At 68.6% G+C, this 22,380-nt stretch carries 24 protein-coding genes and 1 pseudogene; 16 read left to right on the top strand and 9 right to left on the bottom strand.

What is annotated here, in order from left to right; all coding sequences use genetic code 11:
- Positions 1 to 19: 19 nt before the first annotated feature.
- Positions 20 to 340 carry a (2Fe-2S) ferredoxin domain-containing protein gene (locus AAFL97_RS22450; RefSeq protein ID WP_068635815.1) on the top strand — a complete coding sequence of 107 codons (321 nt, stop codon included), beginning with the start codon at positions 20 to 22 and terminating at the stop codon, positions 338 to 340.
- Complete coding sequence (locus AAFL97_RS22445) at positions 337 to 1,002, top strand: alpha/beta hydrolase (RefSeq protein WP_341646813.1); 666 nt, start codon at positions 337 to 339, stop codon at positions 1,000 to 1,002. Before AAFL97_RS22450 ends, AAFL97_RS22445 begins: the two co-directional genes overlap by 4 nt.
- 40 nt (positions 1,003 to 1,042) lie before the next feature.
- Here AAFL97_RS22445 and AAFL97_RS22440 read toward each other — a convergent pair whose 3' ends face one another.
- Together AAFL97_RS22440 and AAFL97_RS22435 are read right to left on the bottom strand one after the other, a co-directional pair.
- Positions 1,043 to 2,470: a sensor histidine kinase gene (locus AAFL97_RS22440; protein ID WP_341646812.1), complete on the bottom strand. Its 1,428-nt coding sequence runs from the start codon at positions 2,468 to 2,470 to the stop codon at positions 1,043 to 1,045.
- On the bottom strand, positions 2,467 to 3,144 hold the full coding sequence (locus AAFL97_RS22435) for a response regulator (RefSeq protein WP_341646811.1): 678 nt from the start codon (positions 3,142 to 3,144) through the stop codon (positions 2,467 to 2,469). Before AAFL97_RS22435 ends, AAFL97_RS22440 begins: the two co-directional genes overlap by 4 nt.
- An 81-nt stretch (positions 3,145 to 3,225) precedes the next feature.
- Between AAFL97_RS22435 and AAFL97_RS22430 the strand changes: the two genes are divergently transcribed.
- Both AAFL97_RS22430 and AAFL97_RS22425 read left to right on the top strand, forming a co-directional pair.
- Complete coding sequence (locus AAFL97_RS22430) at positions 3,226 to 4,299, top strand: ABC transporter substrate-binding protein (RefSeq protein ID WP_341646810.1); 1,074 nt, start codon at positions 3,226 to 3,228, stop codon at positions 4,297 to 4,299.
- A gap of 45 nt (positions 4,300 to 4,344) precedes the next feature.
- Positions 4,345 to 5,412 (top strand): AbrB family transcriptional regulator, encoded by a 1,068-nt coding sequence (locus AAFL97_RS22425; RefSeq protein WP_341646809.1) that lies wholly within the window; start codon positions 4,345 to 4,347, stop codon positions 5,410 to 5,412.
- Positions 5,413 to 5,437: 25 nt separating this feature from the next.
- On the opposite strand, the gene AAFL97_RS22420 is transcribed toward AAFL97_RS22425, so the two are convergent.
- From AAFL97_RS22420 to AAFL97_RS22395, 6 genes are all read right to left on the bottom strand, one after another.
- The gene (locus AAFL97_RS22420) at positions 5,438 to 5,863 is read right to left on the bottom strand and encodes an acyl-CoA thioesterase (protein WP_341646808.1); all 426 of its coding nucleotides are present in this window, start codon (positions 5,861 to 5,863) and stop codon (positions 5,438 to 5,440) included.
- Positions 5,864 to 5,919: 56 nt separating this feature from the next.
- Positions 5,920 to 6,816 carry an amidohydrolase family protein gene (locus AAFL97_RS22415; protein WP_341646807.1) on the bottom strand — a complete coding sequence of 299 codons (897 nt, stop codon included), beginning with the start codon at positions 6,814 to 6,816 and terminating at the stop codon, positions 5,920 to 5,922.
- A gap of 27 nt (positions 6,817 to 6,843) precedes the next feature.
- Positions 6,844 to 9,546, bottom strand: coding sequence for a CoA-binding protein (locus tag AAFL97_RS22410; RefSeq protein WP_341646806.1), 2,703 nt, complete (start codon positions 9,544 to 9,546; stop codon positions 6,844 to 6,846).
- 42 nt (positions 9,547 to 9,588) lie between these two features.
- Positions 9,589 to 10,878, bottom strand: coding sequence for an ATP citrate lyase citrate-binding domain-containing protein (locus AAFL97_RS22405; protein ID WP_341646805.1), 1,290 nt, complete (start codon positions 10,876 to 10,878; stop codon positions 9,589 to 9,591).
- A 155-nt stretch (positions 10,879 to 11,033) separates the two neighbouring features.
- A complete protein-coding gene (locus AAFL97_RS22400) occupies positions 11,034 to 11,933 on the bottom strand; it encodes a porin (RefSeq protein ID WP_341646804.1) in 900 nt (299 codons plus the stop codon).
- The gene (locus tag AAFL97_RS22395) at positions 11,915 to 12,079 is read right to left on the bottom strand and encodes a hypothetical protein (RefSeq protein WP_341646803.1); all 165 of its coding nucleotides are present in this window, start codon (positions 12,077 to 12,079) and stop codon (positions 11,915 to 11,917) included. Before AAFL97_RS22395 ends, AAFL97_RS22400 begins: the two co-directional genes overlap by 19 nt.
- Positions 12,080 to 12,241: 162 nt before the next feature.
- On the opposite strand from AAFL97_RS22395, the gene cutA reads away from it, so the two are divergent.
- From cutA to nusB, 8 genes are all read left to right on the top strand, one after another.
- The gene (gene cutA, locus AAFL97_RS22390; RefSeq protein ID WP_341646802.1) at positions 12,242 to 12,577 is read left to right on the top strand and encodes a divalent-cation tolerance protein CutA; all 336 of its coding nucleotides are present in this window, start codon (positions 12,242 to 12,244) and stop codon (positions 12,575 to 12,577) included.
- A gap of 71 nt (positions 12,578 to 12,648) precedes the next feature.
- A complete protein-coding gene (gene dsbD / locus AAFL97_RS22385; protein WP_341646801.1) occupies positions 12,649 to 14,487 on the top strand; it encodes a protein-disulfide reductase DsbD in 1,839 nt (612 codons plus the stop codon).
- Positions 14,488 to 14,531: 44 nt separating this feature from the next.
- The gene (locus tag AAFL97_RS22380) at positions 14,532 to 14,744 is read left to right on the top strand and encodes an addiction module protein (RefSeq protein ID WP_341646800.1); all 213 of its coding nucleotides are present in this window, start codon (positions 14,532 to 14,534) and stop codon (positions 14,742 to 14,744) included.
- Positions 14,744 to 15,037 carry a type II toxin-antitoxin system RelE/ParE family toxin gene (locus AAFL97_RS22375; RefSeq protein ID WP_341646799.1) on the top strand — a complete coding sequence of 98 codons (294 nt, stop codon included), beginning with the start codon at positions 14,744 to 14,746 and terminating at the stop codon, positions 15,035 to 15,037. The genes AAFL97_RS22380 and AAFL97_RS22375 overlap by 1 nt, the downstream gene beginning before the upstream one ends.
- An 80-nt stretch (positions 15,038 to 15,117) precedes the next feature.
- Positions 15,118 to 15,729: a riboflavin synthase gene (locus tag AAFL97_RS22370; protein ID WP_341646798.1), complete on the top strand. Its 612-nt coding sequence runs from the start codon at positions 15,118 to 15,120 to the stop codon at positions 15,727 to 15,729.
- A gap of 59 nt (positions 15,730 to 15,788) precedes the next feature.
- Positions 15,789 to 16,877 (top strand): bifunctional 3,4-dihydroxy-2-butanone-4-phosphate synthase/GTP cyclohydrolase II, encoded by a 1,089-nt coding sequence (gene ribBA / locus AAFL97_RS22365; protein ID WP_263461472.1) that lies wholly within the window; start codon positions 15,789 to 15,791, stop codon positions 16,875 to 16,877.
- 21 nt (positions 16,878 to 16,898) lie between these two features.
- Positions 16,899 to 17,402, top strand: a complete 504-nt coding sequence (gene ribH, locus AAFL97_RS22360; protein ID WP_341646797.1) for a 6,7-dimethyl-8-ribityllumazine synthase — start codon at positions 16,899 to 16,901, stop codon at positions 17,400 to 17,402.
- Positions 17,399 to 17,899, top strand: a complete 501-nt coding sequence (gene nusB, locus AAFL97_RS22355) for a transcription antitermination factor NusB (protein WP_341646796.1) — start codon at positions 17,399 to 17,401, stop codon at positions 17,897 to 17,899. Before ribH ends, nusB begins: the two co-directional genes overlap by 4 nt.
- 48 nt (positions 17,900 to 17,947) lie before the next feature.
- Here nusB and AAFL97_RS22350 read toward each other — a convergent pair whose 3' ends face one another.
- Positions 17,948 to 18,958 (bottom strand): META domain-containing protein, encoded by a 1,011-nt coding sequence (locus tag AAFL97_RS22350; RefSeq protein WP_341646795.1) that lies wholly within the window; start codon positions 18,956 to 18,958, stop codon positions 17,948 to 17,950.
- 188 nt (positions 18,959 to 19,146) lie between these two features.
- Here AAFL97_RS22350 and AAFL97_RS22345 point away from each other — a divergent pair, with 188 nt between their 5' ends.
- The 4 genes and pseudogenes from AAFL97_RS22345 (at position 19,147) to AAFL97_RS22330 (ending at position 22,199) form a co-directional block, all read left to right on the top strand.
- The gene (locus AAFL97_RS22345) at positions 19,147 to 19,728 is read left to right on the top strand and encodes a YXWGXW repeat-containing protein (RefSeq protein WP_341646794.1); all 582 of its coding nucleotides are present in this window, start codon (positions 19,147 to 19,149) and stop codon (positions 19,726 to 19,728) included.
- A gap of 144 nt (positions 19,729 to 19,872) precedes the next feature.
- The gene (locus tag AAFL97_RS22340; RefSeq protein WP_341646793.1) at positions 19,873 to 20,673 is read left to right on the top strand and encodes an amino acid ABC transporter substrate-binding protein; all 801 of its coding nucleotides are present in this window, start codon (positions 19,873 to 19,875) and stop codon (positions 20,671 to 20,673) included.
- Between the two features lie 75 nt (positions 20,674 to 20,748).
- Complete coding sequence (locus AAFL97_RS22335) at positions 20,749 to 21,399, top strand: amino acid ABC transporter permease (RefSeq protein WP_263461466.1); 651 nt, start codon at positions 20,749 to 20,751, stop codon at positions 21,397 to 21,399.
- 46 nt (positions 21,400 to 21,445) lie between these two features.
- Positions 21,446 to 22,199, top strand: a pseudogene (locus tag AAFL97_RS22330) (amino acid ABC transporter ATP-binding protein).
- Positions 22,200 to 22,380 lie beyond the last annotated feature (181 nt).

The raw sequence follows: 22,380 nt of genomic DNA, 5'->3' as shown, positions 1-22,380 counted from the left end.
TGCGAAACCACCGGACACCATGAGCTATTTCAAGCACCACGTCTTCTTCTGCTGCAACCAGCGCGCCGGCGGCGAGACCTGTTGCAACGACCATCGCGCCAGCGAACTGCAGGCCTACGCCAAGGACCGCTGCACCTCGCTCGGCCTGCGCGGCAAGGGCAGCGTGCGGATCAACAAGGCCGGCTGCCTGGGCCGCTGCGACGACGGCCCGGTACTGGTGGTCTACCCCGACAATGTCTGGTACACCTTCGTGGACGAGGAAGACATCGACGACATCATCGACAACCATCTGGTGCATGGCCGCATCGTCGAGCGCCTGCGCCTGCCGGAGGAAGCATGAGCCGCTCCCTGCCCACCGAGTCCGCGCTGCTGCGCGGCGCCGAAGGCCATATCGAAGTCCTGATCGACGCGCCGGAAACCGTGCGCGGCGTCGCCCTGGTGTGCCATCCGCACCCGCTGTTCGGCGGCGCCAACACCAACAAGGTGGCGCACACCCTGGCGCGCTGCTACCGCGACCTCGGCTTCGCCGCGATCCGGCCGAACTTCCGCGGCGTGGGCCAGAGCGAAGGCAAGCACGACGAAGGCGTCGGCGAGACCGATGACATGCTGTCGGTGATCAGTTGGGCTCAGTCGCGCTGGGGCAGCCTGCCGCTGGCGCTGGGCGGCTTCTCCTTCGGCGGCTACGTGCAGGTGCGCGTCGCCAACCACCTCGCCGACGGCATCGCGCCGCCGCGGCAACTGATCCTGGTCGGCACCGCCGCCGGCGACACCACCGGCAGCGGCCGCCACTACCAGACGCCGGCGGTGCCGAAGAACGTTCCGACGCTGCTGATCCACGGCGAGAACGACGAAACCGTGGCGCTGGCCAACGTGCTCGAGTGGGCGCGGCCGCAGGATCTGCCGGTGATCGTGGTGCCGGGCGCCGACCATTTCTTCCACGGCAAGCTGCACATCATCCGCGAGCTCATCGCCCGCAACGTAGCCCACGCCGACCACGGCTGAACGCGCCCGCCGGCGGCATGCCCGGCCGGGCTACCGCCGCTCATCGCCCGGTGTCCGCGGGCATCGCCGGCTTGCAGGCGAGCTCGACCTCGACGCACAGGCCACGCCCGCCGGGGCCGTCCTTCATGCTCACGCGGCCGCCGTGGGCATCGCTGATTTCGCGCACGATCGACAGCCCCAAGCCGCTGCCCTCGCTGTCGCCCTGGCCGAGGATGCGATAGAAGCGGTGGAACACGTTCTCGCGCTCGGCCTCGGGAATGCCGGGGCCCTGGTCACAGACGCTGATCATCGCCTGGCCGTCGAAGGCGGCCAGCGCCAGCGTGACCTGGCTCTCGGCCGGGCTGTAGCGGATCGCGTTGTCCAGCAGGTTGGCCACCATCTCGCGCAGCATCGGCCCGTTGCCCTCGATCGGAACGGCGCGGCCCAGTCCTTCGAAGGCGAGATCGATCCCCTTGGTCAGGGCCAGCGGCACCAGGTCCATCGCCACGTCCTTCACCAGCGCATCGAGATCGACGGTCGTGCGCTCGCCGATGAAGCCGTCGTCGGACTCCGCGCGCGACATCGTCAGCATCTGGTTGACCAGCCGCCGGGCGCTGCGGATGCTCCTGTGCAGGCTGGCGAAGGTATCCAGCATCTCTTCCGGGTCGGACAGCCGCAGGCCGTACTCGGCCTGGGTGCCGAGAACCGCGAGCGGGGTGCGGATCTGGTGCGCGGCATCGGCGAGGAAGCGGCGGCGGGCGACGAGCATGGTCGACAGCCGCTCCATGTGGTGGTTGATGGCGTCGATCAGCGGCGCGACTTCGCTCGGCACCTTGTCCGCCGCCACCGGCATCAGGTCCTCCGCATCGCGCCGGCGCATGGTGTCGCGCAGTTCGAGCAGCGGACGGAAGGCCGAATCCAGCGCCAGCACCATGACGATGCCGCCCACCAGGATCAGCGCGAGCTGGAGGCGCATGCTGTCCAGGAACAGGTCGCGGGCGAGCGCATTGCGGCTGTCGGTGGTTTCCGCGAACAGGATCGTCACCCAGTCGTCCACCGGCACCGCGGGGTCGTAGAGCCGCTTGCGCATCGCCGCCAGGCGCACCGCATAGCCGCGGTAGGCGGCGTCGACAATACGGACCTCGCCGACCTCCGGCAGCTCCTGCGGCGGGAGCAGGTCGTCGTAGCCGGTCAGCACCCTGCCGGCGGCGTCGATCACGGCGTGGTAGATGCGCTCCTGCGCAGCGTCCTCGAACGCGGCATAGGGAATGTCGAGCTGTATTTCGCCGTCGAGCGAATGCACGCGCTCGGCCACGGCGCGGATCGAGGCGGTGAGCGCGCTGTCGTAGGCGCGGTTGACGCCTTCGAGCGCACTGCGGTACGACAGCAGCGCATTGATGCCCAGCAGCACGGCCAGCGGCGGCAGCAGCCACAGCGCGATGCGCCGACGCAGACTGCCGCGGGCCGGATGGTCGGCGTGCGACTTCAATCCTTGCCCGCCTCGGTCAGCAGATAACCGAGTCCGCGCAGGGTGCTGATGGCGACGCCCGAGCCTTCGAGCTTCTTGCGCAGGCGGGAGATGTAGATTTCGATGGCCTCGACGCGGGCATCGGCATCGAAGTCGAACACCTTCTCGAACAAGGCTTCGCGCGCCACCGGACGGCCGCTGCGCGACAGCAGGACTTCCAGCACCGCCAGTTCGCGCGGTGTCAGTGCCAGCGGCCTGTCATCGACCCAGGCCAGCCGGGCCGTGGTGTCGAACTTCAGCCGGCCGATGCGCACCATCGGCACGAGGTTGCCGCTGCGGCGCAGCAGCGCCTTGATGCGGGCTTCCAGCTCGGCGAAATCGAAGGGTTTGGCCAGGTAGTCGTCGGCACCGAGGTTGAGGCCGCACACCCGGTCCTCGGTGGCGCCGCGCGCAGTCAGCACCAGCACGGGGGTGGGTGCGCCCTGCTGGCGCTCGCGCAGGCGGCGCAGCACGTCCAGCCCGTCCATGCCCGGCAGCGACAGATCGAGGATCACCAGATCATAGGACTGCGTGCGCAGCGCCAGGTCGGCGTGGTCGCCGCGTTCGAGCACGTCGACGACGTAGCCGGCCTGGCACAGCGTCCTGCGGACCCATTCGGCCAGTTCGGTATGGTCTTCGACGAGCAGCAGGCGCATGGGATTGAAAGTGAGCAGAAAGCCGGATGTGGGAATATTGACCCAAAATGGCAACAGGGCCAATCGACCCGACGCACAAAAATGGACAAACCCCGGATACGCTGGACGCTCGCGATCCTGCTCGGCCTGGCGTGCGGCAGCACGCCTGCGCAGGAGCCGCCGCCGCGGGCGCAGCGCGAGGCCAGGGTCGTCGTTTATGCCAATACCGACCAGAGCATCGTCCAGCCGCTGATCGACGATTTCGAGGCCAGCCATCCGGGGATCCGGGTCGAATATCACGACATGAATTCGACCGAGCTGTATCGCCGCATCGTCGCCGAGACCGCCGCCGGCACGCCGCATGCCGACGTCGCCTGGAGTTCGGCGATGGACCTGCAGCTGAAGCTGGTCAACGACGGCTACGCCCAGCCCTACCGTTCGGCGCAGACCGCGGCGCTGCCGGCCTGGGCCTCGTGGAAGAGCGAGGCCTTCGGCACCACCTACGAACCGGCCGCGATCGTCTATGACCGGCGCGCACTCTCTGCCGAGGAAGCACCCGACACCCACAGCGCCCTGATCCGGCTGCTCGACGACCAGCCCGAGCGCTTCCGCAACCGCATCGCCAGCTACGACCCGGAGCGCTCCGGCCTCGGGCTGCTGCTGCATACGCAGGACGCGCAGGCGAATCCCACCGCCTTCTGGAGGCTGGCACAGCAGATGGGCGCGCTGGGCCTGGAGCGCCACGTCTCGACCGAGGACATGCTCGACCGCGTCGCCGCCGGCAAGGTGAGGATCGCCTACAACGTGCTCGGCTCCTATGCCAGCAAGCGCGCCCAGCAGGACTCCGCGCTGGGCGTGATCTGGCCGCGCGACTACACGCTGGTGCTGTCGCGCGTCGCCTTCATCATGCGCGACGCACGCAATCCGCCGGCGGCCCGCCTGTGGCTGGATCACACGCTGTCCGTGCACGGCCAGGCCCTGCTGGTGAAGAACCTGGGCCTGTTCTCGATCCGCACCGACAACAACGCCGACACCGCGACGGCAATGCTGCGTGCGCGGCTGAGCCACGCCTTCCGACCGATCGCGATCGGCCCCGGCCTGCTCGCCTATCAGGATCAGGCCAAGCAGCGGGCCTTCCTGCGCCAGTGGGCGGCGGCGACGCACGCCCCGCTCTGAACACGCCACCACCGATCGCCACAGGCACTTCCCCCGCCCCTTTCCATGCCCCTGCCACTCCGCCCGCTCTCTTCGATCTTCGCCGACTGGCGCCGCATCGTTCCCACCCTGCTCATCGCCGCCATTGCCGGCTGGCTCGCCCAGGCCGCGAAGCTGCCGCTGCCGTGGATGATCGGCCCGCTGTTCGCCGTCGCCGGCCTGCGCATGGCCGACCAGCCGCTGCGCCCGCTGCCGGGCGGGCGCCAGGCCGGGCAATGGGCCATCGGCACCGCGCTCGGCCTCTATTTCAGCCCCGCGGTCCTCGCCGAGCTCACCGAGCACGCGGTGCTGGTGACGACGGTGGCCTTCGCCGCGCTCGCGGTCGGCTTCGTCTGCGCGATGTTCACGCGGCGCTTTGCCGGCGTCGACGCGCCGACCGCCTTCTTCGCCTCGCTGCCGGGCGGCGCCTCGGAAATGGCGACGCTGGCCGACCGCTTCGGCGGCGCAGTCGACCGCATCGCGGCCGCGCACGCGCTGCGCGTGATGATGGTGGTATCGGTGGTGCCGATCGCGCTGAGCATCTCCGGTGTCCATGGCACGGACCAATACACCCCGCTGATGCGCGAGGTGGACATGGCGCGCCTGCCCCTGCTGGCCGCCGCCGGCCTGGCCGGCGTGGCGCTGTTCCGCGTGCTGCGCCTCGCCAACGGCTGGGTGCTCGGCGCGCTGCTCGGCGTCGCGCTCGCCACCGGTTCCGGCATCGAACTGTCGGCGCTGCCGGCCTGGATCGTCAATGGCGGCCAGTTGCTGATCGGCTGTTCCCTCGGCTGCCGCTTCTCGCGCGAATTCTTCCGTGCCGCGCCGCGCTTCATGGCCGTGGCCGCGCTGTCGGCCGTGCTGTCGATCGTGCTCTGCTTCGCACTCGCCGCGCTGTTCGGTACGCTCACGGACGTTCCGCTGGCGACGCTGGCGCTCGCCGCCGCACCGGGCGGCGTGGCCGAGATGTGCATCACGGCCAAGGTGCTGCAGCTCGGCGTGCCGCTGATCACCGTCTGCCACGTGCTGCGCGTCGTCGTGCTGACGCTGGCGGCGCAATGGAGCTTCGCGCTGTTCCGCCGCCTGGTCGCGGCCTGAATGACCCCCGGCTCCGCGCGCGTGCTCAGCGCGGTGGCGGATCGCCGGGTGCGGGCGCGATCACGCGCGGCCGCCCGCCCTGGTCGAGGGCGACGAAGACGAAGCTGGCGTCGGTGACCTTGACCTGCTCCTCGCCGTCGCGCGAACGCCGCCAGGCTTCGACTTCGATCGTCATCGAGGTGCGGCCGATGCGCACGATCTCGGCATGGAGGCTCACTTCGTCGCCGATGAATACCGGACGCAGGAAAGTGATGCGGTCCACCGATACGGTGGCACAGCGGCTGCGCGCACGGCGCGCAGCGACGTTGCCGGCAGCGAGGTCCATCTGCGCCATCAGCCAGCCGCCGAAGATGTCACCGGCGGGATTGGCGTCGGCGGGCATGGCGATGGTCCGGATCGCGGGCTCGCCGCGGGGCATGGAAAGCTCGGGGTTGGGGGAAGCGTCGTGCATGTCGGCAGGGGAGGCTCGAGAATGGCCGCGGCACGCCGGCTGCGGCACGTGGTGGATCAGAAGCGGAACAGCCTGGCCGGCGTGTCGGCCAGCACGATGCGGCGCTCGGCGGGGTCCGGCACCCATTCGTCCAGCTGCGCGCGCAGCGTGGCGTAGCGGACCTTGCCTTCGAAACCGGTGTGCGGCCAGTCGCTGCCCCACAGCAGGCGCTCGGGGCCGAAGCTCGCACGCAGCAGCGGTGCCGCGGCGGCGCAGATCGCGTCGCTGGAGCGGTAGGGCGCGGAAAGCTTGACCCACACCTGGCGGCTGCGGCCGAGGCCGAGCAGGTAGCGGAAGCCGGGATCGTCGATGCCCTGCTCGACCGAGGGCTTGCCGAAGTGGTCGACGACGACCTTTACGCCGGTGTCGAGCAAAGGCGTCAGCAACTGCGGCAGGCGCCGGGCGTCGTCATAGACCTCGACTTGCCAGTCGAGCTTCGCACAGGCGGCGAACAGTTCGCGCCAGGCGCCGCTGCGTGCATCGGGGACGGGCTTGCCGATCAGGTTCAGGCGGATGCCGACGATGCCGGCGGCCGCCAGGCCGTCGAGCCGGGCGATGTCCGTTTCCGGGTCCACCACCGCGAGGCCGCGCAGGCGGCCGCCGCTGGCACGGATGCATTCGACCGTGTAGTCGTTGTTGGTGCCGAGGATGCTGATCGGAATGATCACTCCATGCGACATTCCGTTGGCATCGAGCACCGCAGCGTAGTCGGCGGGCAGCGCGTCGTAGTCCGGCGTGTAGCGCCGGTTGGGCACGAAGGGCAGGCCGCGGTGGAAGACGTGGGCATGGGTGTCGACCGCCACCACGCGGCCACCGCCGCTACTGCCGGCGGTGGCGCATGCGGTGAGCCCGGCGGGAAGAATGACGGCGGTACCGAGGCCGAGTGCGGCTCTACCGAAGTCCCTGCGATTCATGGCGTTTCCTCCTCCGGGCATGGTGGATCAACTGACGAAGCGGCACTTCGACGCGGGCGTGCGCGTATCCATGTTGCGCCCGCGGTTCAGGTGGTCGTCGATTTCGGCGGCGCAGCCGAGCATACGCGCATACAGGAACAGGGTGAACGCCGCCGATTCGAGCGCGGCTTCGCCGACCTCCCCGGCGCGCCACGGCTGCCAGGTCAGGCGCAGCAGCAGCGCGGCGATCACCGCGTCGATGTTGACGCAGTACACCGTGCGCGACACCCCGGCTTCGTGCAGCGCGTGCACCAGCGCATGGTAGAAGTCGTGGAAGACGTTGGCCTCGCCGCGCGCGGACATCAGCTCGCGGATGAAGACTTCGCGCGGGTCGAGGTTGACCGGCCGGTCCTTGAACACCGGGTGATTGACGCCGGGGATCTTGCGCAGCTCGGCACTGCCCGCCGCGCGGCGCGCGGCCTTGTAGTTCGCGTAGTCTTCGGCGCAGCGCCGTGCCAGCGCGGCGACGTCGATACCGTGCGCCGCTGCCGGATCCTCGAGCCCGGTGTCGCGGAACTGCTCGATCAGGAACTGCACGCCTTCGAAGCCGTTGCCGCCATGGGCATAGCCGGTGTGGCTCAGGAACCCGACGAGCGCCTTGTTGAGCTGCACGCGCTGCGGCACTTCCGGCCCGTCGGCCGACACCGCGCCCTTGGCGCCCTGGGCGGAAATCGTGCCGGGGCCGTTGGTGAGCATGATGCCGATCAGGGTCTGGAGGGCGAACAGATCGGCCTCCGCCGGCGCGCGCCCGAGCAGTGCGCGGCAGGCGAGCTCGGTCAGCGAGGCTTCGCCGAGCAGTTCGGCTTCGCCGACGCCGCAGAAGCTGCCCGCTTCGTGCGCGGCCGCCGGCGCCGAAGCGCCGATCATGGTGCCGATCAGTTGCATCCACCACGGCAGGCACTCGACCGTCAGGCGCGACACGCGCTTGCGCATCAGCGGCCCCCAGCCGAGCGTCGTCGTGATCGCGGCGAGCACCGCGTCGGCGCTGACCGGTCCGTCGAGCTGCTGCAGGAAGCGCACGAACGCCGACTGCGCACCGCGTGCGGCCAGCCCGGCAAGCATCGCCTCGGCGCGCGCGTCGGCGGACGGCGCACGCAGCAGTGCGGTGAATTCGGCGTCGTCGGCGAGCGCGCTGCAGTCGAAGTCGGCACTGAGCGCATCGCGCAGGCCCGCGGCGGCGAAGCGCTCGACGAAGGCGGCGGCGATGTTGCGCGCAGCTTCGGCGCGGCGCGGGCCGGCGATCGTGAGCGCAGCGGCGAGCACCGCGTTGGGCGCGCTGCCGGCGGCACGCGCCGCCTCGGCGGCGGCGAGCGCGGGATCGCCGTGCAGGTTCAGGCAGGCGCCGACGGCAACGGCGACGAGCTTGCGGTCGTTGTCGCCACCGGGCTCGTGCAGCAGCGCGAGGGCGACGTTCGCTTCCAGCGGCAGGCCCGCGGCGTCGAGCACGCGCATGCCGTGCAGGCTGGCGACCTGGGTCGCCGGGTCGAGCTGCGAAGCACCGGAGGTGTCCTTCATCGATGCGCGCGGGAACACGGCGCCCACCTGCTTGGCGAGCGCGGCGATCTGGCTGCCGTAGGGCGCCATCGCCTCGACCACCGGCACGTCGAGCTGCGGCGGCAGGCTGAGGTCCATGTCGGAGCCGAACCAGGGCTTCAGCTCCATCGTGCCTTCCGGCTCGAAATCGGGCAGCGTGGCGTTGGCGCGCATCACCGCGGTGAGCGCGGCGGGGATGTGGGCGATGTTGGTGACCACCGCGCCCTTGGCCGAGAACACCGGCCGCTCGGGCGTATAGATGCCATCGACGCCGAACTTGTCCATGAACCAGCGCTCTTTCGCCGCGGCGTCGTCCTCGCCGCCGGCCATCGCCCCGGCATGGCCGACGGCGCGCGTGAGCTTGCTCTTCCAGCGGCCGACGACGCAGGCCACCACCGGCTTGGTGAACTCGGCATCGCGCTCGTAATAGCCGCCGGGTTCGCAATACAGCACGGCGGCCTTGCTGCGCGCATCGTTGGCGAGCGCAAAGGCGAACTCGGGCGCGGCATAGTGGATATAGACGTCCTTGCCGCTCGAGACCAGCGTCGTCGTGCCCCAGCCGGCCATGCGCAGGTACTGGGCGATGGTGGTGGTGAAGCCGCCCGAGTTCGACAGCACCGCGATCGAGCCGCGGCGCAGCGTATCCGAAGGATTGTCGCCGCCGAGCGCGCCGCCGATGCGCACCTGGTTCCAGGCGTCGGCCACGCCGAGGCAGTTGGCGCCGAAGATGTCGATGCCGTGCTGCTGGCCCATGGCGCGGATCTCGCGCGCATCGTGCACCGCGATCTTCTCGGTGATGATGAAGATCTTCTTCAGCTCGGGATTGACCCGGATCAGCTCGGCGACGCCGTCGCGCGCCGCCGCGGGCGGCAGGTACACCACGCCGCAGTTGAAGCGGTGGCCGTCGTCGAGGCCTTCGCGCACGCTGTTGTAGACCGGAATGTTGCCGATCGGCGTCTCCAGCACCTGGCCGCGCCGCCCCGGCGAAGTGCCGAACACGACGTTGCCGCCCGACCATGCGTGGCCGACCGGCGTCACTTCGCTCGATTCGCCGCCGAGAATGTTGAGCACGCAGACGCGGTCGTGCTGCGTTGCGATCTGCGCCAGCGAGTTGATGCCGACGTAATACTTGAAATCACCTGCACCTTGCCGATACATGGCTGTCTCCTGTGTTCTTGTCCGTGCCGGGGGTGGCCGCGCTCAGGCAGCGCTCACCGCGGGGGCGATGCGCAGCCGCTGGGCGACGGCGTCGCGCCCGCCCGCCTTCATCCATTCGTTGGCCTCGCGCGCGTAGTCGACGACTTCGCTCATCGCCGAATCGAAGCCGAACAGCCGATAGGGCAGGCCGAGCGCTTCGCAGGTGTCGCGCAGCACGCCCAGGCCGCGCACGAGGTTGGGGCCGCCGCGCCCGGCGACGACGTAGAGCGGCGTCGGCCCATGGCTGGCGAAGTGCTCGCGCAGCGCGTCGGACATCGCGCGGAAGGTCTCGAAGATGTCGGTGTTGTTGGATTTGCCGCCGATGATGAAAAGCACGTTGGACTGGCGCAGCCAGTGCTTGAAGCAGATCGAGGCCACCGTCTTCATCTTCTCGTAAGGCGGGTTGCCGCCGAAGTCCGAGGAGATGATGGCGTCGTCGCCGAGCATCTCGGTGACGAGCGAGTTGGCGCCGCCGCCGAAGGTGGGCGCCAGGATCGTGCCGCCCTCGTTGATGACGAGGCCGTCGCTCTGGCCCTGGTGGGTGCGCAGCTGGTTGATCTCCTGCTCGAAATCCGAGTAGTCGGTGGCGAACAGGTGGAGCGGCAGGTTCAGGCGGTGCCAGCGCGGATCGTCGCGGTCGAAGCCGCATTTGAAGTCGCAGGCCACCGGCGTGAGCCGGCCGCGGCGATCCGGGCGCATGCGGATCGGGTTGAGCTCGAGCGTCGTCATGCCGAAGTCGTGGTACAGCTCCCACAGGCGCGGCAGATGCTGCACCAGCGGCGAGATCACCTGCTTGGGCGCGCCGATGTCGGCGAGCGCGTTGGCGACGACGAAAGCCTTCAGGCCGGTGAGCGGATCGAAGGGGACGCGGGCGACCAGCGACTTGTCCAGTTCCTCGATGTCCATGCCGCCCATGTGGGTCAGCGTCATCGTCGGCGCGCGGAATTCGGTCGAATCGGTGATCGAGAAGTAGATCTCGTGCTCGGCCGGCACCGTAGCCTCGAAAGTGACGCCATTGGACTTCGACACCTGGTTGCCGTGGCGATGCTCGACGAAATACAGGCGTTCCTTCTCGGCCAGCGCGGTCTTCAGATCCTTGGCACGGCCGATCAGGCCGGCCTTGCCCTTCTTGCCGACCCCGCCCTTGAACACGGGCTTCACGAACACTGCGCCGTGACGCTCGATGAGGTCGCGGATCTCTTCCTCGCTGGCATCGGAGCCCAGTATCTCCGGAGTGGGAAAGTCGGCGAAGCGCAGCAGGTGCGCGCCATACTTCATGCCGTTGACATTCATGGTGGCTGTCTCCTTTGTAGGTGTTGTCCGCCAAAACTAGAACGAATGGCTTTCGGAACGCTTTCGCCCCGCCGATGCCCCGCGATGGCGCGGCATCGGCTGCCGCGCCATGATCGGCAGGACCCGGGACGGCGTGCTTGCCGCGGCCGCGGCGCTCAGAAGCGGTGGCGCACGCCCGCCAGCAGCACGCGGTGCGAATCGCCCGCTTCCGGCCTGATGTTGCCGATCGCGTAGCTGGCGCCGCTTTCGTTGCTGAGGCGCGAGTAGCCGGCATACAGCGTCGTGCGCTTGGACAGGTCGTGCATGTAGTAGGCGGACCAGCCGTGCGCGTCCTGCCCCGCGGCGCCGTCGGATTCGTCGCGGTCGGCGTAGCTCAGCGCCACCGTGCCGCTGGCGCCGGCCCTGATCTCGGCGCCCACGTCGAAGGTGCGCGCCTTGCCCGAACCGACCGTGCCGCGCTCGCGGTCCTGGGTCCAGGCAAAATAGGCCTTGACCGGCCCGAAGTCGTACGCCAGCCCGAGGCCGTTGGTTCGCACCTTGCCGCCGGTGGCGTCCTGCTGCACGGTCTGCGTGACCAGTGAGCCGGAGAACGCGCCGTTGGCGTAGAGCAGGGCGATGCCGTGGCCATCGCCCTGCTTGCGCGCGCTGGAATCCGAACCTTCCTCCCTGCCGAACCAGTAGCCGGCATCGAGCTCGAAGCCGGCGAGCTTGGGCGAACGGTACTTGATCATGTTGTCGAAGCGCACTTCGTAGGCCGGTTTCACCGCCCCCGCCTTGCGCGACAGCAGACCGACGCTGCGGTCGGCGCTGCCGGTGGCGTCGAAGGGATCGATCGCGACGAAGGCGGGCGAATACTGGCGGCCGAGCGTGAGCCGCCCCAGGCCGCCTTCGAGGCCGACGAAAGCCTGGCGGCCGAAATGCCGTCCCCCCTGCTCGCGCTGGCCGTTCGAGATGTCGAAGCCGCTTTCCAGCACGAACAGGGCCTTCATGCCGTTGCCCAGGTTCTCGGTGCCGCGAAAGCCGATGCGCGTGCCGTTCAGTTCGCCGTGGTCCACCCCTTGTGGCGGAGATCGCCGGAGCGCTCGTAGCCGAGGTTGACGTCGAGCAGGCCATATATGGTGACGTTGGACTGGGCGGCACACGGGAAAGCGGCAGCCGAAGCGAGAGTGGCCAGCGTGGCCATCCGGGTGAAGCGGTTCATGAATGTCTCCGTGATCTTGTCGAGTTATTCGCGCCACGCGGGAATGGCACGCGGCACATATTGCAATGCCATCCCTTTCAATCGGCTTTCGCTTGATCCGCGACAGCCCAAACAGCCGCCGGCTCTGGGACAATCGCCCACTGCGACACGGAGCACCCCACCATGGCCGACACCCCCGACACTCTTCTGATCCTCACCAACCTGCCCGATGGCGACAGCGCCCGCGCGCTCGCCGCGGCGCTGGTCGAGCAGCGCCTGGCCGCCTGCGTGAATATCCTGGCGCCCTGCTCCTCGGTGTATCGCTGGCAGGGCGAACTCGAGACGGCAGCCGAAGTACCCTTGCTGATCAAGGCCACGCGCGCACGCTATGCCGCGCTGGAAGCGGCCATCCGCGCCCGCCATCCCTACGAACTTCCCGAGATCGTCGCGGTCCCTGTGGTGCTGGGCCTGCCGGGCTACCTCGACTGGATCGCGGCCGAAACCGCCTCCGGCACCTGAAACCCGTTCCGCCGCCACTCCGCCAGTTGCTTTCCCGGTCACCCTTCCATCCGCCGCCCCAGAAGAACACGATGCACCGCCTGCTGATCCTGCTTTCGCTGCTTGCCGGCCTGCTGCTGTCCGGCCTGTCGTTGCCCGGCCACGCCCAGGCCAATCCGATCGAGCCCGAGAAGGCCTTCGCCCTGCGCGCCCAGGCATTGGATCCGCAGACGGTGGAAGTGGTGTTCCAGGTGGCGAAGGACTACTACCTGTACGGCGACAAGTTCCGTTTCGAGTCCGAACCCGCCGGCGTCGAATTCGGTCCGCCGGTGAAGCCGGCCGGCAAATGGCACAAGGACGATTTCTTCGGCAACGTCGAGACCCACCGCGGCGAGCTGCGCATCCTGCTGCCGGTGGCGGCGGTGCCCGAAGGCATGAGGCGCTTCGAGCTGGTCGCCACCAGCCAGGGCTGCTGGGACGGCGGCATCTGCTACCCGCCGACGACGCAACTCGCGGCGATCGACCTCGACGCACCGCCGCAGAAGAGCGGCAGCGGCTTCCTCGGCAATGTGCTCAACGGCGGCTTCGGCAGCACCGCAGCCTTGTCAGCCGATGAATCCACCACCGGCACGGCCGTCTCCGGCGACGAAACCGGCGACATCGCCCGCCTGCTGTCGGGCGCCAGCGTGCCGCTGGTCCTGCTGAGCTTCTTCGGCTTCGGCCTGCTGCTGGCCTTCACGCCCTGCACTTTCCCGATGATTCCGATCCTGTCCGGCATCATCGTCGGCCAGGGCCACAAGGTCTCGCACGCGCGCGCCTTCGTGCTGTCGCTGGCCTACGTGCTGGGCATGGCGGCGACCTACGCGCTGGCGGGCGTCGCCGCCGGCCTGTCGGGCACGATGCTGACCGCGGCCTTGCAGAACGTCTGGGTGCTGTCGGCCTTCGCGCTGCTGTTCGTGCTGCTGTCGCTGTCGATGTTCGGCTTCTACGAACTGCAGCTGCCGACCGCCTTGCAGAGCCGGCTGGCCGACAGCGCGAGCCACAACAAGGGCGGCAACCTCGGTGGTGTCACCATCATGGGCGCGCTGTCGGCGCTGATCGTCGGCCCCTGCGTCGCCGCGCCGCTGGCCGGCGCCCTGCTCTACATCGCCCAGACCGGCGACGCGGTACTGGGCGGCTGGGCGCTGTTCGTGATGGCGCTGGGCATGGGCGCGCCGCTGCTGCTGGTGGGCGTGGCCTCGCGCAGCCTGCTGCCCAAGGTCGGGCCGTGGATGGAAGGCGTCAAGAAGGCCTTCGGCGTGATGCTGCTGGCGGTGGCGCTGTGGATGCTGACGCCGGTGATCCCGCCGCTGGCCATGATGCTGGGCTGGGCGGCGCTGCTGCTGTTCTCGGCCATCTTCCTGCATGCGATCGACCCGCTGCCGCATAACGCCAGGGGCTGGCAGCGCTTCTGGAAAGGCGTCGGCGTGCTGCTGCTGCTGTCCGGCGCGGCGATGCTGATCGGTGCCCTGGCCGGCTCGCGCGACCCGCTGCAGCCGCTGGCGGTGCTGCGCGCCGAAGCCGCGGCGCCGGTCAGCCTGCCGCCGTTCGAGAAGGTCGATTCCATCGCCGAGCTCGACGCCCGCCTGGCGACCACCGACCGCCCGGTGATGCTCGATTTTTATGCCGACTGGTGCGTGTCGTGCAAGGAGATGGAACGCTTCACCTTCACCAACGCCGCCGTCGCCGATCGCATGGGCCGGATGCTGCTGCTGAAGGCCGACGTCACCGCCAACAGCGACGCGCACAAGGCGCTGCTGAAGCGCTTCGGCCTGTTCGGTCCGCCGGGCATCATCTTCTTCGACGCCGGGGGCCAGGAGCGCAAGGGCCTGCGCGTGGTCGGCTTCATGAAGGCCGAACCCTTCGCGACCGTGCTGGACCGGGCGCTGTGAACTAGACTTCCGTCTGGACTCCCACTTCACCGGATGACAGAACCATGGACACCACAACCCATGAGCTCGCCAGCAAAGCCCGGCAACTGAAACCGGAAGAACGCTTCGCCCTGGTCGAAGAAATCCTTCACAGCCTCGACCACCCAGACCCGGCGATCGACCGTCTCTGGCGGGAAGAGGCAGAGCGCCGTCTTGCCGCCTACCGTGCCGGAACCGTCGAGGGCGTACCTGCGGAAGACATCCTCGGCCCGCTTTGATGCGAATCCTGTTTGCTCCAGAGGCACGGCTCGAATTCGAGGATGCCCGGACTTATTATGAAAGGCAGCAGCCGAGGCTCGGACAGCGCCCGCAACAGGACACACGGCAAGCACTGCAGCGCATTCGACTATGGCCCTTTTCCTGCCCGATCGAGACTGGGGAAATCCGGCGCCTGCTGTTGAGCCGTTTTCCATACAAGCTGCTGTACTCGGTCGAAAAGGATCACCTCTACATCATCGCCTTTGCACATCAGCACCGCGCCCCGGAGTACTGGAGCACACGCATCCGATGACCTCCGCCCGGGCGCTGTAGCAGCGAGGCCGGGGTTTTTACCCTACAATCCCGCCTTTCCCCTTTCGCGTCAGACCTTTCATGTTCTCCGGCATCGTCGCGGCCGTCGGCCGCATCGAACACATCGAGCCGCTCGCGGACGGCATCCGCCTCACCGTCGATACCAACGGCCTGGACCTGTCCGACGTCATCGTCGGCGACAGCATCGCGCACAGCGGCGTGTGCCTGACCGTGATCGAGATGGACGGCCCCAGGCTGACGTACGACGTCTCGCGCGAGACGCTGAACTGCACCGTCGGCCTGGATGCGGTCGGCAACGAAGTGAACCTGGAAAAGGCGCTGCGCCTGGCCGACCGCCTCGGCGGCCATCTGGTCACCGGCCATGTGGACGGCGTCGGCGAAGTGCTGAAATTCGAGCCGCTGGGCGAGAGCCACGAACTGGTGATCCGCGCGCCCGCGGCGATCGCCGGCTACATCGCCAAGAAGGGCTCGATCACCATCAACGGCGTCAGCCTGACGGTGAACCGCGTCGAACGGCGCGACTTCTCGATCAACCTGATCCCGCACACGGTGGCGATGACCAACCTGAAACATCTGGCCGCGGGCAGCCGGGTCAACCTGGAAATCGACCTGATCGCGCGCTACGTCGAGCGCATGCTCGCCTGGCGCAGCGAAGACGCCGCCCAGGGCTGAGCAACAACGAACACATGCGCCGCGCCAGACGCCGGCAAGGCACGAACAAAGGACACAGCATGAGCGCACTTGCGCCGATTACCGAGATCATCGCCGACATCAAGGCCGGCCGGATGGTCATCCTGGTCGACGAGGAAGACCGCGAGAACGAGGGCGACGTCGTCCTCGCCGCGGAGTTCGTCACCCCCGAAGCGATCAATTTCATGGTCACGCACTGCCGCGGCCTGGTCTGCCTGACGCTGACCGACGAACGCTGCCGCCAGCTCGGCCTCGAGCAGATGGTGCGCGACAACCGCACGCCGCACGGCACCGCCTTCACCGCCTCGATCGAGGCCGCCACCGGCGTCACCACCGGCATTTCGGCCCACGACCGCGCGCGCACCGTGCAGGTCGCGGTCGCCCGCCACGCCAGGCCCGAAGACATCGTGATGCCGGGCCACATCTTCCCGCTCACCGCGCAGAAGGGCGGCGTGCTGATCCGCGCCGGCCACACCGAAGCCGGCTGCGACCTCGCCCAGCTCGCCGGACTGGAGCCAGCCGCGGTGATCTGCGAGATCCTCAAGGACGACGGCACCATGGCCCGCCTGCCCGATCTCGTCGAGTTCGGCAAGACGCACGGCCTGAAGATCGGCGCCATCCGCGACCTGATCGAATACCGCGCCGCCACCGAACACCTGATCGAAAAGGTCTGCGACAAGGAAGTCGATACCGCCCACGGCCGCTTCACGCTGTCCGCCTTCGAGGACAAGACCTCGGGCGACGTCCATTTCGCCCTGTCGCGCGGCGACATCGCACCGGAGCGCGAGACCCTGGTGCGGGTGCACGAGCCGATCTCGGTGGTGGATTTCCTCGACTCCAGCAGCAATCACCACAGCTTCCCGGTCAATGAGTCGCTCGCCGCGCTGGCCGCGGCCGAAGCCGGCGTGATCGTGCTGCTCTACCGGCCGATGTCCGGCCGCGAACTGCTCGCCAGCCTGAACGGCGGCCAGGACCGGCCGACGAAATGGGATCCGCGCCTGTTCGGCGTCGGCGCCCAGATCCTGCGCGCGCTGAACGTCGGCAGGATGCGGCTGCTGGCCAGCCCGCGCAAGATCCCGAGCATGGCCGGCTTCGGGCTGGAAATCACCGGCTTCGTCGACAAGAACTGACCGCACCCAAGAGAAATCCGCATGCAACGCAACCAATCCGAAAACGCCCGCCAGGGCGCCCGCTACGACGGCATCGACGAGATCGACCCCAGCTTCGACGGCAGCGGCGTGCGCGTCGGCATCGTCATGGCGCGCTTCAACCTCGACATCTGCGAAGGCCTGCTGTCGGCCTGCACCGACGAATTGCTCCGGCTCGGCGTCGCCCGCGGCGACATGCGCATCGTCACCGTGCCCGGCGCACTGGAGATCCCGCTGGTGCTGCAGACGATGGCGAAGAGCGGCCGGTACGATGCGCTGGTGGCGCTCGGCGCGGTGATCCGCGGCGAGACCTACCACTTCGAGCTGGTCTCCAACGAAATGGGCGCCGGCGTCACCCGCGTCGGCCTCGATGCCGGCATCCCGGTCGCCAACGGCGTGCTGACGACCGAGGACGACGACCAGGCCATCGCCCGCATGAGCGAGAAAGGCGCCGACTGCGCCCGCGCCGCGGTGGAGATGGTCAATCTGCTGAAGGTGGTGAGATGAGCGACATCGACGACACCCGGCCGGCCGCCGGCGGCGCCGCGCCCAATCCGACGAGCAAGATGGCGCGCCGCCGCGCCCGCGCGCTGGCCCTGCAGGGCGTGTATCAGTGGCTGCTGTCGGGCAACACCGCAGCAACCGTGCAGCGCCACCTCGAAGCCGAGAACGAGCACCTGGACAAGACCGACCGCGAACTCTTCGTCAGCCTGCTGCGCGGCGCGATCGACAGCGCCGACGAACTGCGCACCTGCTTCGAACCGCTGCTGTCGCGCCCGGTGGTCGAGCTGTCGCCGATCGAGCACGCCATTCTGCTGCTCGGCACCCACGAGCTGCGCCACAACATCGAAACGCCCTACCGCGTGGTGATCAACGAAGCGATCGAACTGGCCAAGGGCTACGGCGGCACCGACGGCCACAAGTTCGTCAACGGCGTGCTGGACAAAACCGCCGCCCGGCTGCGCCCCGAGGAAGTCGAAGCGGCCCGCGCCAACCGCAGCTGACACGGTTCGCAGGAGCGGTCTCCGGTACCGCTGTCGCCGCTGCCTCTTTCAATCTCGCCGGGCGCGCACGACCGCACGCTCGGCGGACTTCAGCTCCAGACTGCCATCGGCGGCGATGCCGAAGCCATCCACGCCGCCGAGCGCCGCCCGGAAACGCTGCTCCTCGTCCATCAGCGCCTGTTCGCAGGCCATCTTGGTCCCGCCCAGCTCCGACAGCCGCAAGCCTTCGCCCGACAGCGTGTAGCGGCCCTGGTAGCGGTTGCAGGCGGCGATGCCGGCCAGGCTGCCGCCTTCGCCGAAGACCAGCGTCACCCGCTGCGGATCGCCGACGCGCCGGCCGTCGATCTCCACCACCTGCCACGGCTCGCCCTGCAGCAGTTGCGCCGGATCGCCGCCGCAGCCTTTCAGGCGCTGCCCCTGCCAGCTCACTTCGACCGCCGCCGGATGCGGCATGCCGCTCATGCTGTCCACGCACAGGCGATCGACCACGGTGGCCGACAGCTCGCCGTCGAGCGTGTCGGCGCGGTAATGGCGCACCCCGCCCGCCTCCTCGACCAGCGGCCCCGGCGCGACCACGCGCGTCTCGCCCCAGTCGGTCAGCAGGACCAGCGCCCTGGTCGTCACATCCAGGCGCCAGGAGGGTTCGTTGCCGACGGCGCGGAACAGGCGATCCTCGACGACCAGCCGGCACTCGGGCTGGCTCAAGCCGGCCAGTTCCAGCATCGCGGCATCGCCCTTGCTCCAGAACACCGTGCGCTCGTCGTCCACCGCCACCAGCTTCACCCCCGAGGCGGCGATTTCCTGGCGCAAGGCCCAGCTCCGGCCACCGGCGTTGAGGCTGGCGCCGTCGCCCAGGCGCCGCAGTATCACGACCGTGTCGCCGCAGCGCCAGCTCTCCTCCTGCGAGGTCGCCGCCGCCATGCGCTGGACCGCAGGCGCCGGCTCCAGCGGCCCGGCCTCTCGTGGCCCGGCCGTTTCGGCCTTGTCGCCGAACAGACCGCAAGCGCTCACGGACAGCGACGACAGCACGCAGGCAGACACTTTTCGGGCCAGACTCATCGGACATTCCTCATTCGGGTGAAAACCGCCTTGCCGCGGCGGCAGGCGCCATTCTGATGCAGGGCACCCGCCGCACCGCCGCCCACCTTACAACTGATTACCTTGCCGACCGCGCGGAACGCGGGATTTCTTCCACCATCTGCCTGTCAATACTGCGCACCCCCTGGCCCGGACGAAGGACGCCGACGATGAAACCCCGATGGCCCATGATGCTGGCCGCCACGCTGATGCTGTCGCTGGCCGGCTGTACCGTCGCCCCCCACGAGCGCAGCTACGTCTATGGCGGCCATGCCTATGGCGGTTACGGCGGCCATCATTACGACCGCGGAACCATCATCGTCACGCCCGCGCCGCGCATCGAGCACCGGGGGCCGCGGCCCGGCCCGGGCCATGTCTGGATCGGCGGCCACTGGAACCGCATCGGCGCCCGCCACGACTGGGTGCCCGGCTACTGGGCGCCGCCCGCCCGGCATCCACGGCCGCCGACGCACCCGCAATGGCAGGCCGGCCGGGACCGCATCGAACATCATCGCGGCGACCGCGGCCGCGAGCCGCCCCGCCTGCGCCCGCCGCCCAAGCCGCGAATCGACCACGGCGCCCGCCCGGATCGTCCCGGCTTCGGCGAGAACCGCCGGCCATCCTTCGAGGCGCGCAAAGACGAGCGCGGCACGCGGACACGGCCGGATTTCCGCCGCGGCAAGGACGATCGCGACAGCCGCGGCAGGCCCGGCGACAGGCAGCGCCCCTCGCTCCACATCGATCGCCGCTGAGCCCGCCGGCCAGATCCCTGCCTCAGCCGGTTGATCCCCCGCCGCATCACGGCGAAAATCACGCCTTCGGCGCCCGCCACGCGGGCGCCGAATCGCGGCGTGCAAGGCTTCCGTGCGCCCTCGATCACTCTTTCGGGCAAGACCATGAAGAAATTCTCCTCGCTGCTGATGCTCTCCCTCACCGCCGGTGCCCTGCTGGGCGGCTGTGGCAACAACGACGCCACCCCGGCTGCACAATCCGGCGCAGCGCCCGCCGTACCGGCGAAGATCGTCGTCGGCCTCGACGACAATTTCCCGCCGATGGGCTTCCGCAACGAGAAGAACGAACTGGTCGGCTTCGACATCGACCTGGCGCGCGAGGCCGCCAAGCGCCTCGGCGTGGACGTCGAGTTCAAGCCGATCGACTGGAGCGCCAAGGAAGCTGAACTGAACGGCAAGCGCGTCGACGCGCTGTGGAACGGCCTGACGATCACCGAAGAGCGGCGCAAGAACATCGGCTTCACCACGCCCTACATGGAAAACCACCAGATCATCGTGGTGCCGGCCAGCTCGCCGATCAAGGCCAAGGCCGAACTGGCCGGCAAGGTCATCGGCATCCAGGACGGCAGCAGCGCGATCGACGCGGTGCAGAAAGACCCGATCTCCGGCTCGTTCAAGGAGCTGAAGCGCTTCGGCGACAACGTCACCGCGCTGATGGACCTCGCCACCGGCCGCCTAGACGCGGTGGTGCTCGACGAAGTCGTCGGCCGCTACTACACCGCCAAGAAGCCGGACGACTACGTGGTGCTGGACGAGCACTTCGGCACCGAGGAATTCGGCGTCGGCACGCGCAAGGAGGACACCGAACTGCTGGCCCGGCTGCAGAAGGCCATGGACGAGATGAAGGCCGACGGCAGCGCCGCCCGCATCTCGAACGAATGGTTCGGCAAGGACATCATCAAGTAAGTCCCGGTCGCCCCGTCCCTTTCCTTCTTCGACCCCGCCGGACCCGCAACGCGGCCCGGCGGACGGGCAGGCCGCATGGACTACGTACTCAGCATCATCGGACCGCTTGCCGAAGGCTCGCTGGTCACCCTCAAGCTGTTCTTCATCACGCTGGCGCTGGCGGTGCCGCTCGGGCTGGCGCTGGCGCTGATCCGCATCTCGCGCTTCACCGTCGCCAGCCAGGCGGTCAATGGCTACATCTGGCTGATGCGCGGCACGCCGCTGATGCTGCAGCTGCTGTTCATCTACTTCGCGCTGCCCTTCGTGCCGGTGATCGGCATCCGCCTGCCCGACTTCCCGGCGGCGATCGTGGCCTTCGCGCTCAACTACGCCGCCTACTTCGCCGAGATCTTCCGCGCCGGCATCCAGTCGATCGACCGCGGCCAGTACGAAGGCGCCAAGGTGCTCGGCTTCTCCTACGGCCAGACCATGCGCCGCATCGTGCTGCCGCAGGTGGTCAAGCGCATCCTGCCGCCGATGAGCAACGAGACCATCACGCTGGTCAAGGACACCTCGCTGATCTACGTGCTCGCCCTCAACGACCTGCTGCGCGCCGCGCGCGGCATCGTCCAGCGCGACTTCACGATCACCCCCTTCGTGGTCGCCGCCGCCTTCTACCTGCTCATGACCCTGGTGCTGACCTGGTTCTTCCAGCGCCTGGAGAAACGCCATGCCGTCTATGACTGAGGCCGCATCCATCGCCACTTCGGCAGCAAGTCCGATGACGAGCCCGATGATTGTCGCCGACGACATCCACAAGCGCTTCGGCAGCCACGAAGTGCTCAAGGGCGTGTCGCTGACGCTGGCCAAGGGCGAAGCTGATCGCGGTGATCGGCCCCTCCGGCTCGGGCAAGAGCACTTTCCTGCGCTGCCTGAACCATCTCGAGACCATCGACGCCGGCCGCATCGACATCGAGGGCGACACCCTGGTGACCAACGATGGCCACGGCCGCGCCCGCTACGTCGCCGACGCCGAAGTGCGCCGCATCTGCGCGCGCATGGGCATGGTGTTCCAGCACTTCAACCTGTTCCCGCACCTGACCGTGCTGCAGAACGTGATCGAGGCACCGGTCACCGTCAAGGGCATGAAGCGCGAGGCGATCCTGCCCAAGGCCGAGGAGCTGCTGAAGAAGGTCGGCCTGCTCGACAAGCGCGACGCCTACCCCTCGCGCCTGTCCGGCGGCCAGAAGCAGCGCGTCGCCATCGCCCGCGCGCTGGCGATGGCGCCCGACATCATGCTGTTCGACGAGCCGACCTCGGCGCTCGACCCCGAGCTGACCGGCGAAGTGCTGCGCACCATGCGCCAGCTCGCCGACGAGCACATGACGATGCTGGTGGTCACGCACGAAATGGGTTTCGCCCGCGAAGTCGCCAGCCGCGTGGCCTTCATGGACGGCGGCAAGTTGATCGAATCGCAGCCATCGGCGGCGTTCTTCGCCGATCCGCAGCATCCGCGCACGCGGGCGTTTCTGGAGAGCATGCTGTAATACTACGGCCGTGGATGATTTTATTCAGGAGGAGAGAATCCTCTGCGGCGGTAGTGGGCTTGGGCGGCTCTGTGCTGACACCTTCTTCGCCATTAGGACCAGTGCAGTACATGCCCAATGCTTCGACTGGCGTGCCGCAGTAGGCACGACAGCAACTTGCGCAATTCAGGCACGCTCAAGT

It is taken from the genome of Thauera sp. SDU_THAU2 (assembly GCF_038260575.1).
GTDB lineage: Bacteria > Pseudomonadota > Gammaproteobacteria > Burkholderiales > Rhodocyclaceae > Thauera.
This window is presented reverse-complemented; position numbering and strand designations above follow the sequence as displayed.

Coding starts and splice junctions, on each gene's coding strand:
- AAFL97_RS22450 (WP_068635815.1), top strand. CDS start 20: ATGAGCTATTTCAAGCACCACGTCTTCTTCTGCTGCAACCAGCGCGCC.
- AAFL97_RS22445 (WP_341646813.1), top strand. CDS start 337: ATGAGCCGCTCCCTGCCCACCGAGTCCGCGCTGCTGCGCGGCGCCGAA.
- AAFL97_RS22435 (WP_341646811.1), bottom strand. CDS start 3,144: ATGCGCCTGCTGCTCGTCGAAGACCATACCGAACTGGCCGAATGGGTC.
- AAFL97_RS22430 (WP_341646810.1), top strand. CDS start 3,226: ATGGACAAACCCCGGATACGCTGGACGCTCGCGATCCTGCTCGGCCTG.
- AAFL97_RS22425 (WP_341646809.1), top strand. CDS start 4,345: ATGCCCCTGCCACTCCGCCCGCTCTCTTCGATCTTCGCCGACTGGCGC.
- AAFL97_RS22420 (WP_341646808.1), bottom strand. CDS start 5,863: ATGCACGACGCTTCCCCCAACCCCGAGCTTTCCATGCCCCGCGGCGAG.
- AAFL97_RS22415 (WP_341646807.1), bottom strand. CDS start 6,816: ATGAATCGCAGGGACTTCGGTAGAGCCGCACTCGGCCTCGGTACCGCC.
- AAFL97_RS22410 (WP_341646806.1), bottom strand. CDS start 9,546: ATGTATCGGCAAGGTGCAGGTGATTTCAAGTATTACGTCGGCATCAAC.
- AAFL97_RS22405 (WP_341646805.1), bottom strand. CDS start 10,878: ATGAATGTCAACGGCATGAAGTATGGCGCGCACCTGCTGCGCTTCGCC.
- AAFL97_RS22395 (WP_341646803.1), bottom strand. CDS start 12,079: ATGAACCGCTTCACCCGGATGGCCACGCTGGCCACTCTCGCTTCGGCT.
- cutA (WP_341646802.1), top strand. CDS start 12,242: ATGGCCGACACCCCCGACACTCTTCTGATCCTCACCAACCTGCCCGAT.
- dsbD (WP_341646801.1), top strand. CDS start 12,649: ATGCACCGCCTGCTGATCCTGCTTTCGCTGCTTGCCGGCCTGCTGCTG.
- AAFL97_RS22380 (WP_341646800.1), top strand. CDS start 14,532: ATGGACACCACAACCCATGAGCTCGCCAGCAAAGCCCGGCAACTGAAA.
- AAFL97_RS22375 (WP_341646799.1), top strand. CDS start 14,744: ATGCGAATCCTGTTTGCTCCAGAGGCACGGCTCGAATTCGAGGATGCC.
- AAFL97_RS22370 (WP_341646798.1), top strand. CDS start 15,118: ATGTTCTCCGGCATCGTCGCGGCCGTCGGCCGCATCGAACACATCGAG.
- ribBA (WP_263461472.1), top strand. CDS start 15,789: ATGAGCGCACTTGCGCCGATTACCGAGATCATCGCCGACATCAAGGCC.
- ribH (WP_341646797.1), top strand. CDS start 16,899: ATGCAACGCAACCAATCCGAAAACGCCCGCCAGGGCGCCCGCTACGAC.
- nusB (WP_341646796.1), top strand. CDS start 17,399: ATGAGCGACATCGACGACACCCGGCCGGCCGCCGGCGGCGCCGCGCCC.
- AAFL97_RS22350 (WP_341646795.1), bottom strand. CDS start 18,958: ATGAGTCTGGCCCGAAAAGTGTCTGCCTGCGTGCTGTCGTCGCTGTCC.
- AAFL97_RS22345 (WP_341646794.1), top strand. CDS start 19,147: ATGAAACCCCGATGGCCCATGATGCTGGCCGCCACGCTGATGCTGTCG.
- AAFL97_RS22340 (WP_341646793.1), top strand. CDS start 19,873: ATGAAGAAATTCTCCTCGCTGCTGATGCTCTCCCTCACCGCCGGTGCC.
- AAFL97_RS22335 (WP_263461466.1), top strand. CDS start 20,749: ATGGACTACGTACTCAGCATCATCGGACCGCTTGCCGAAGGCTCGCTG.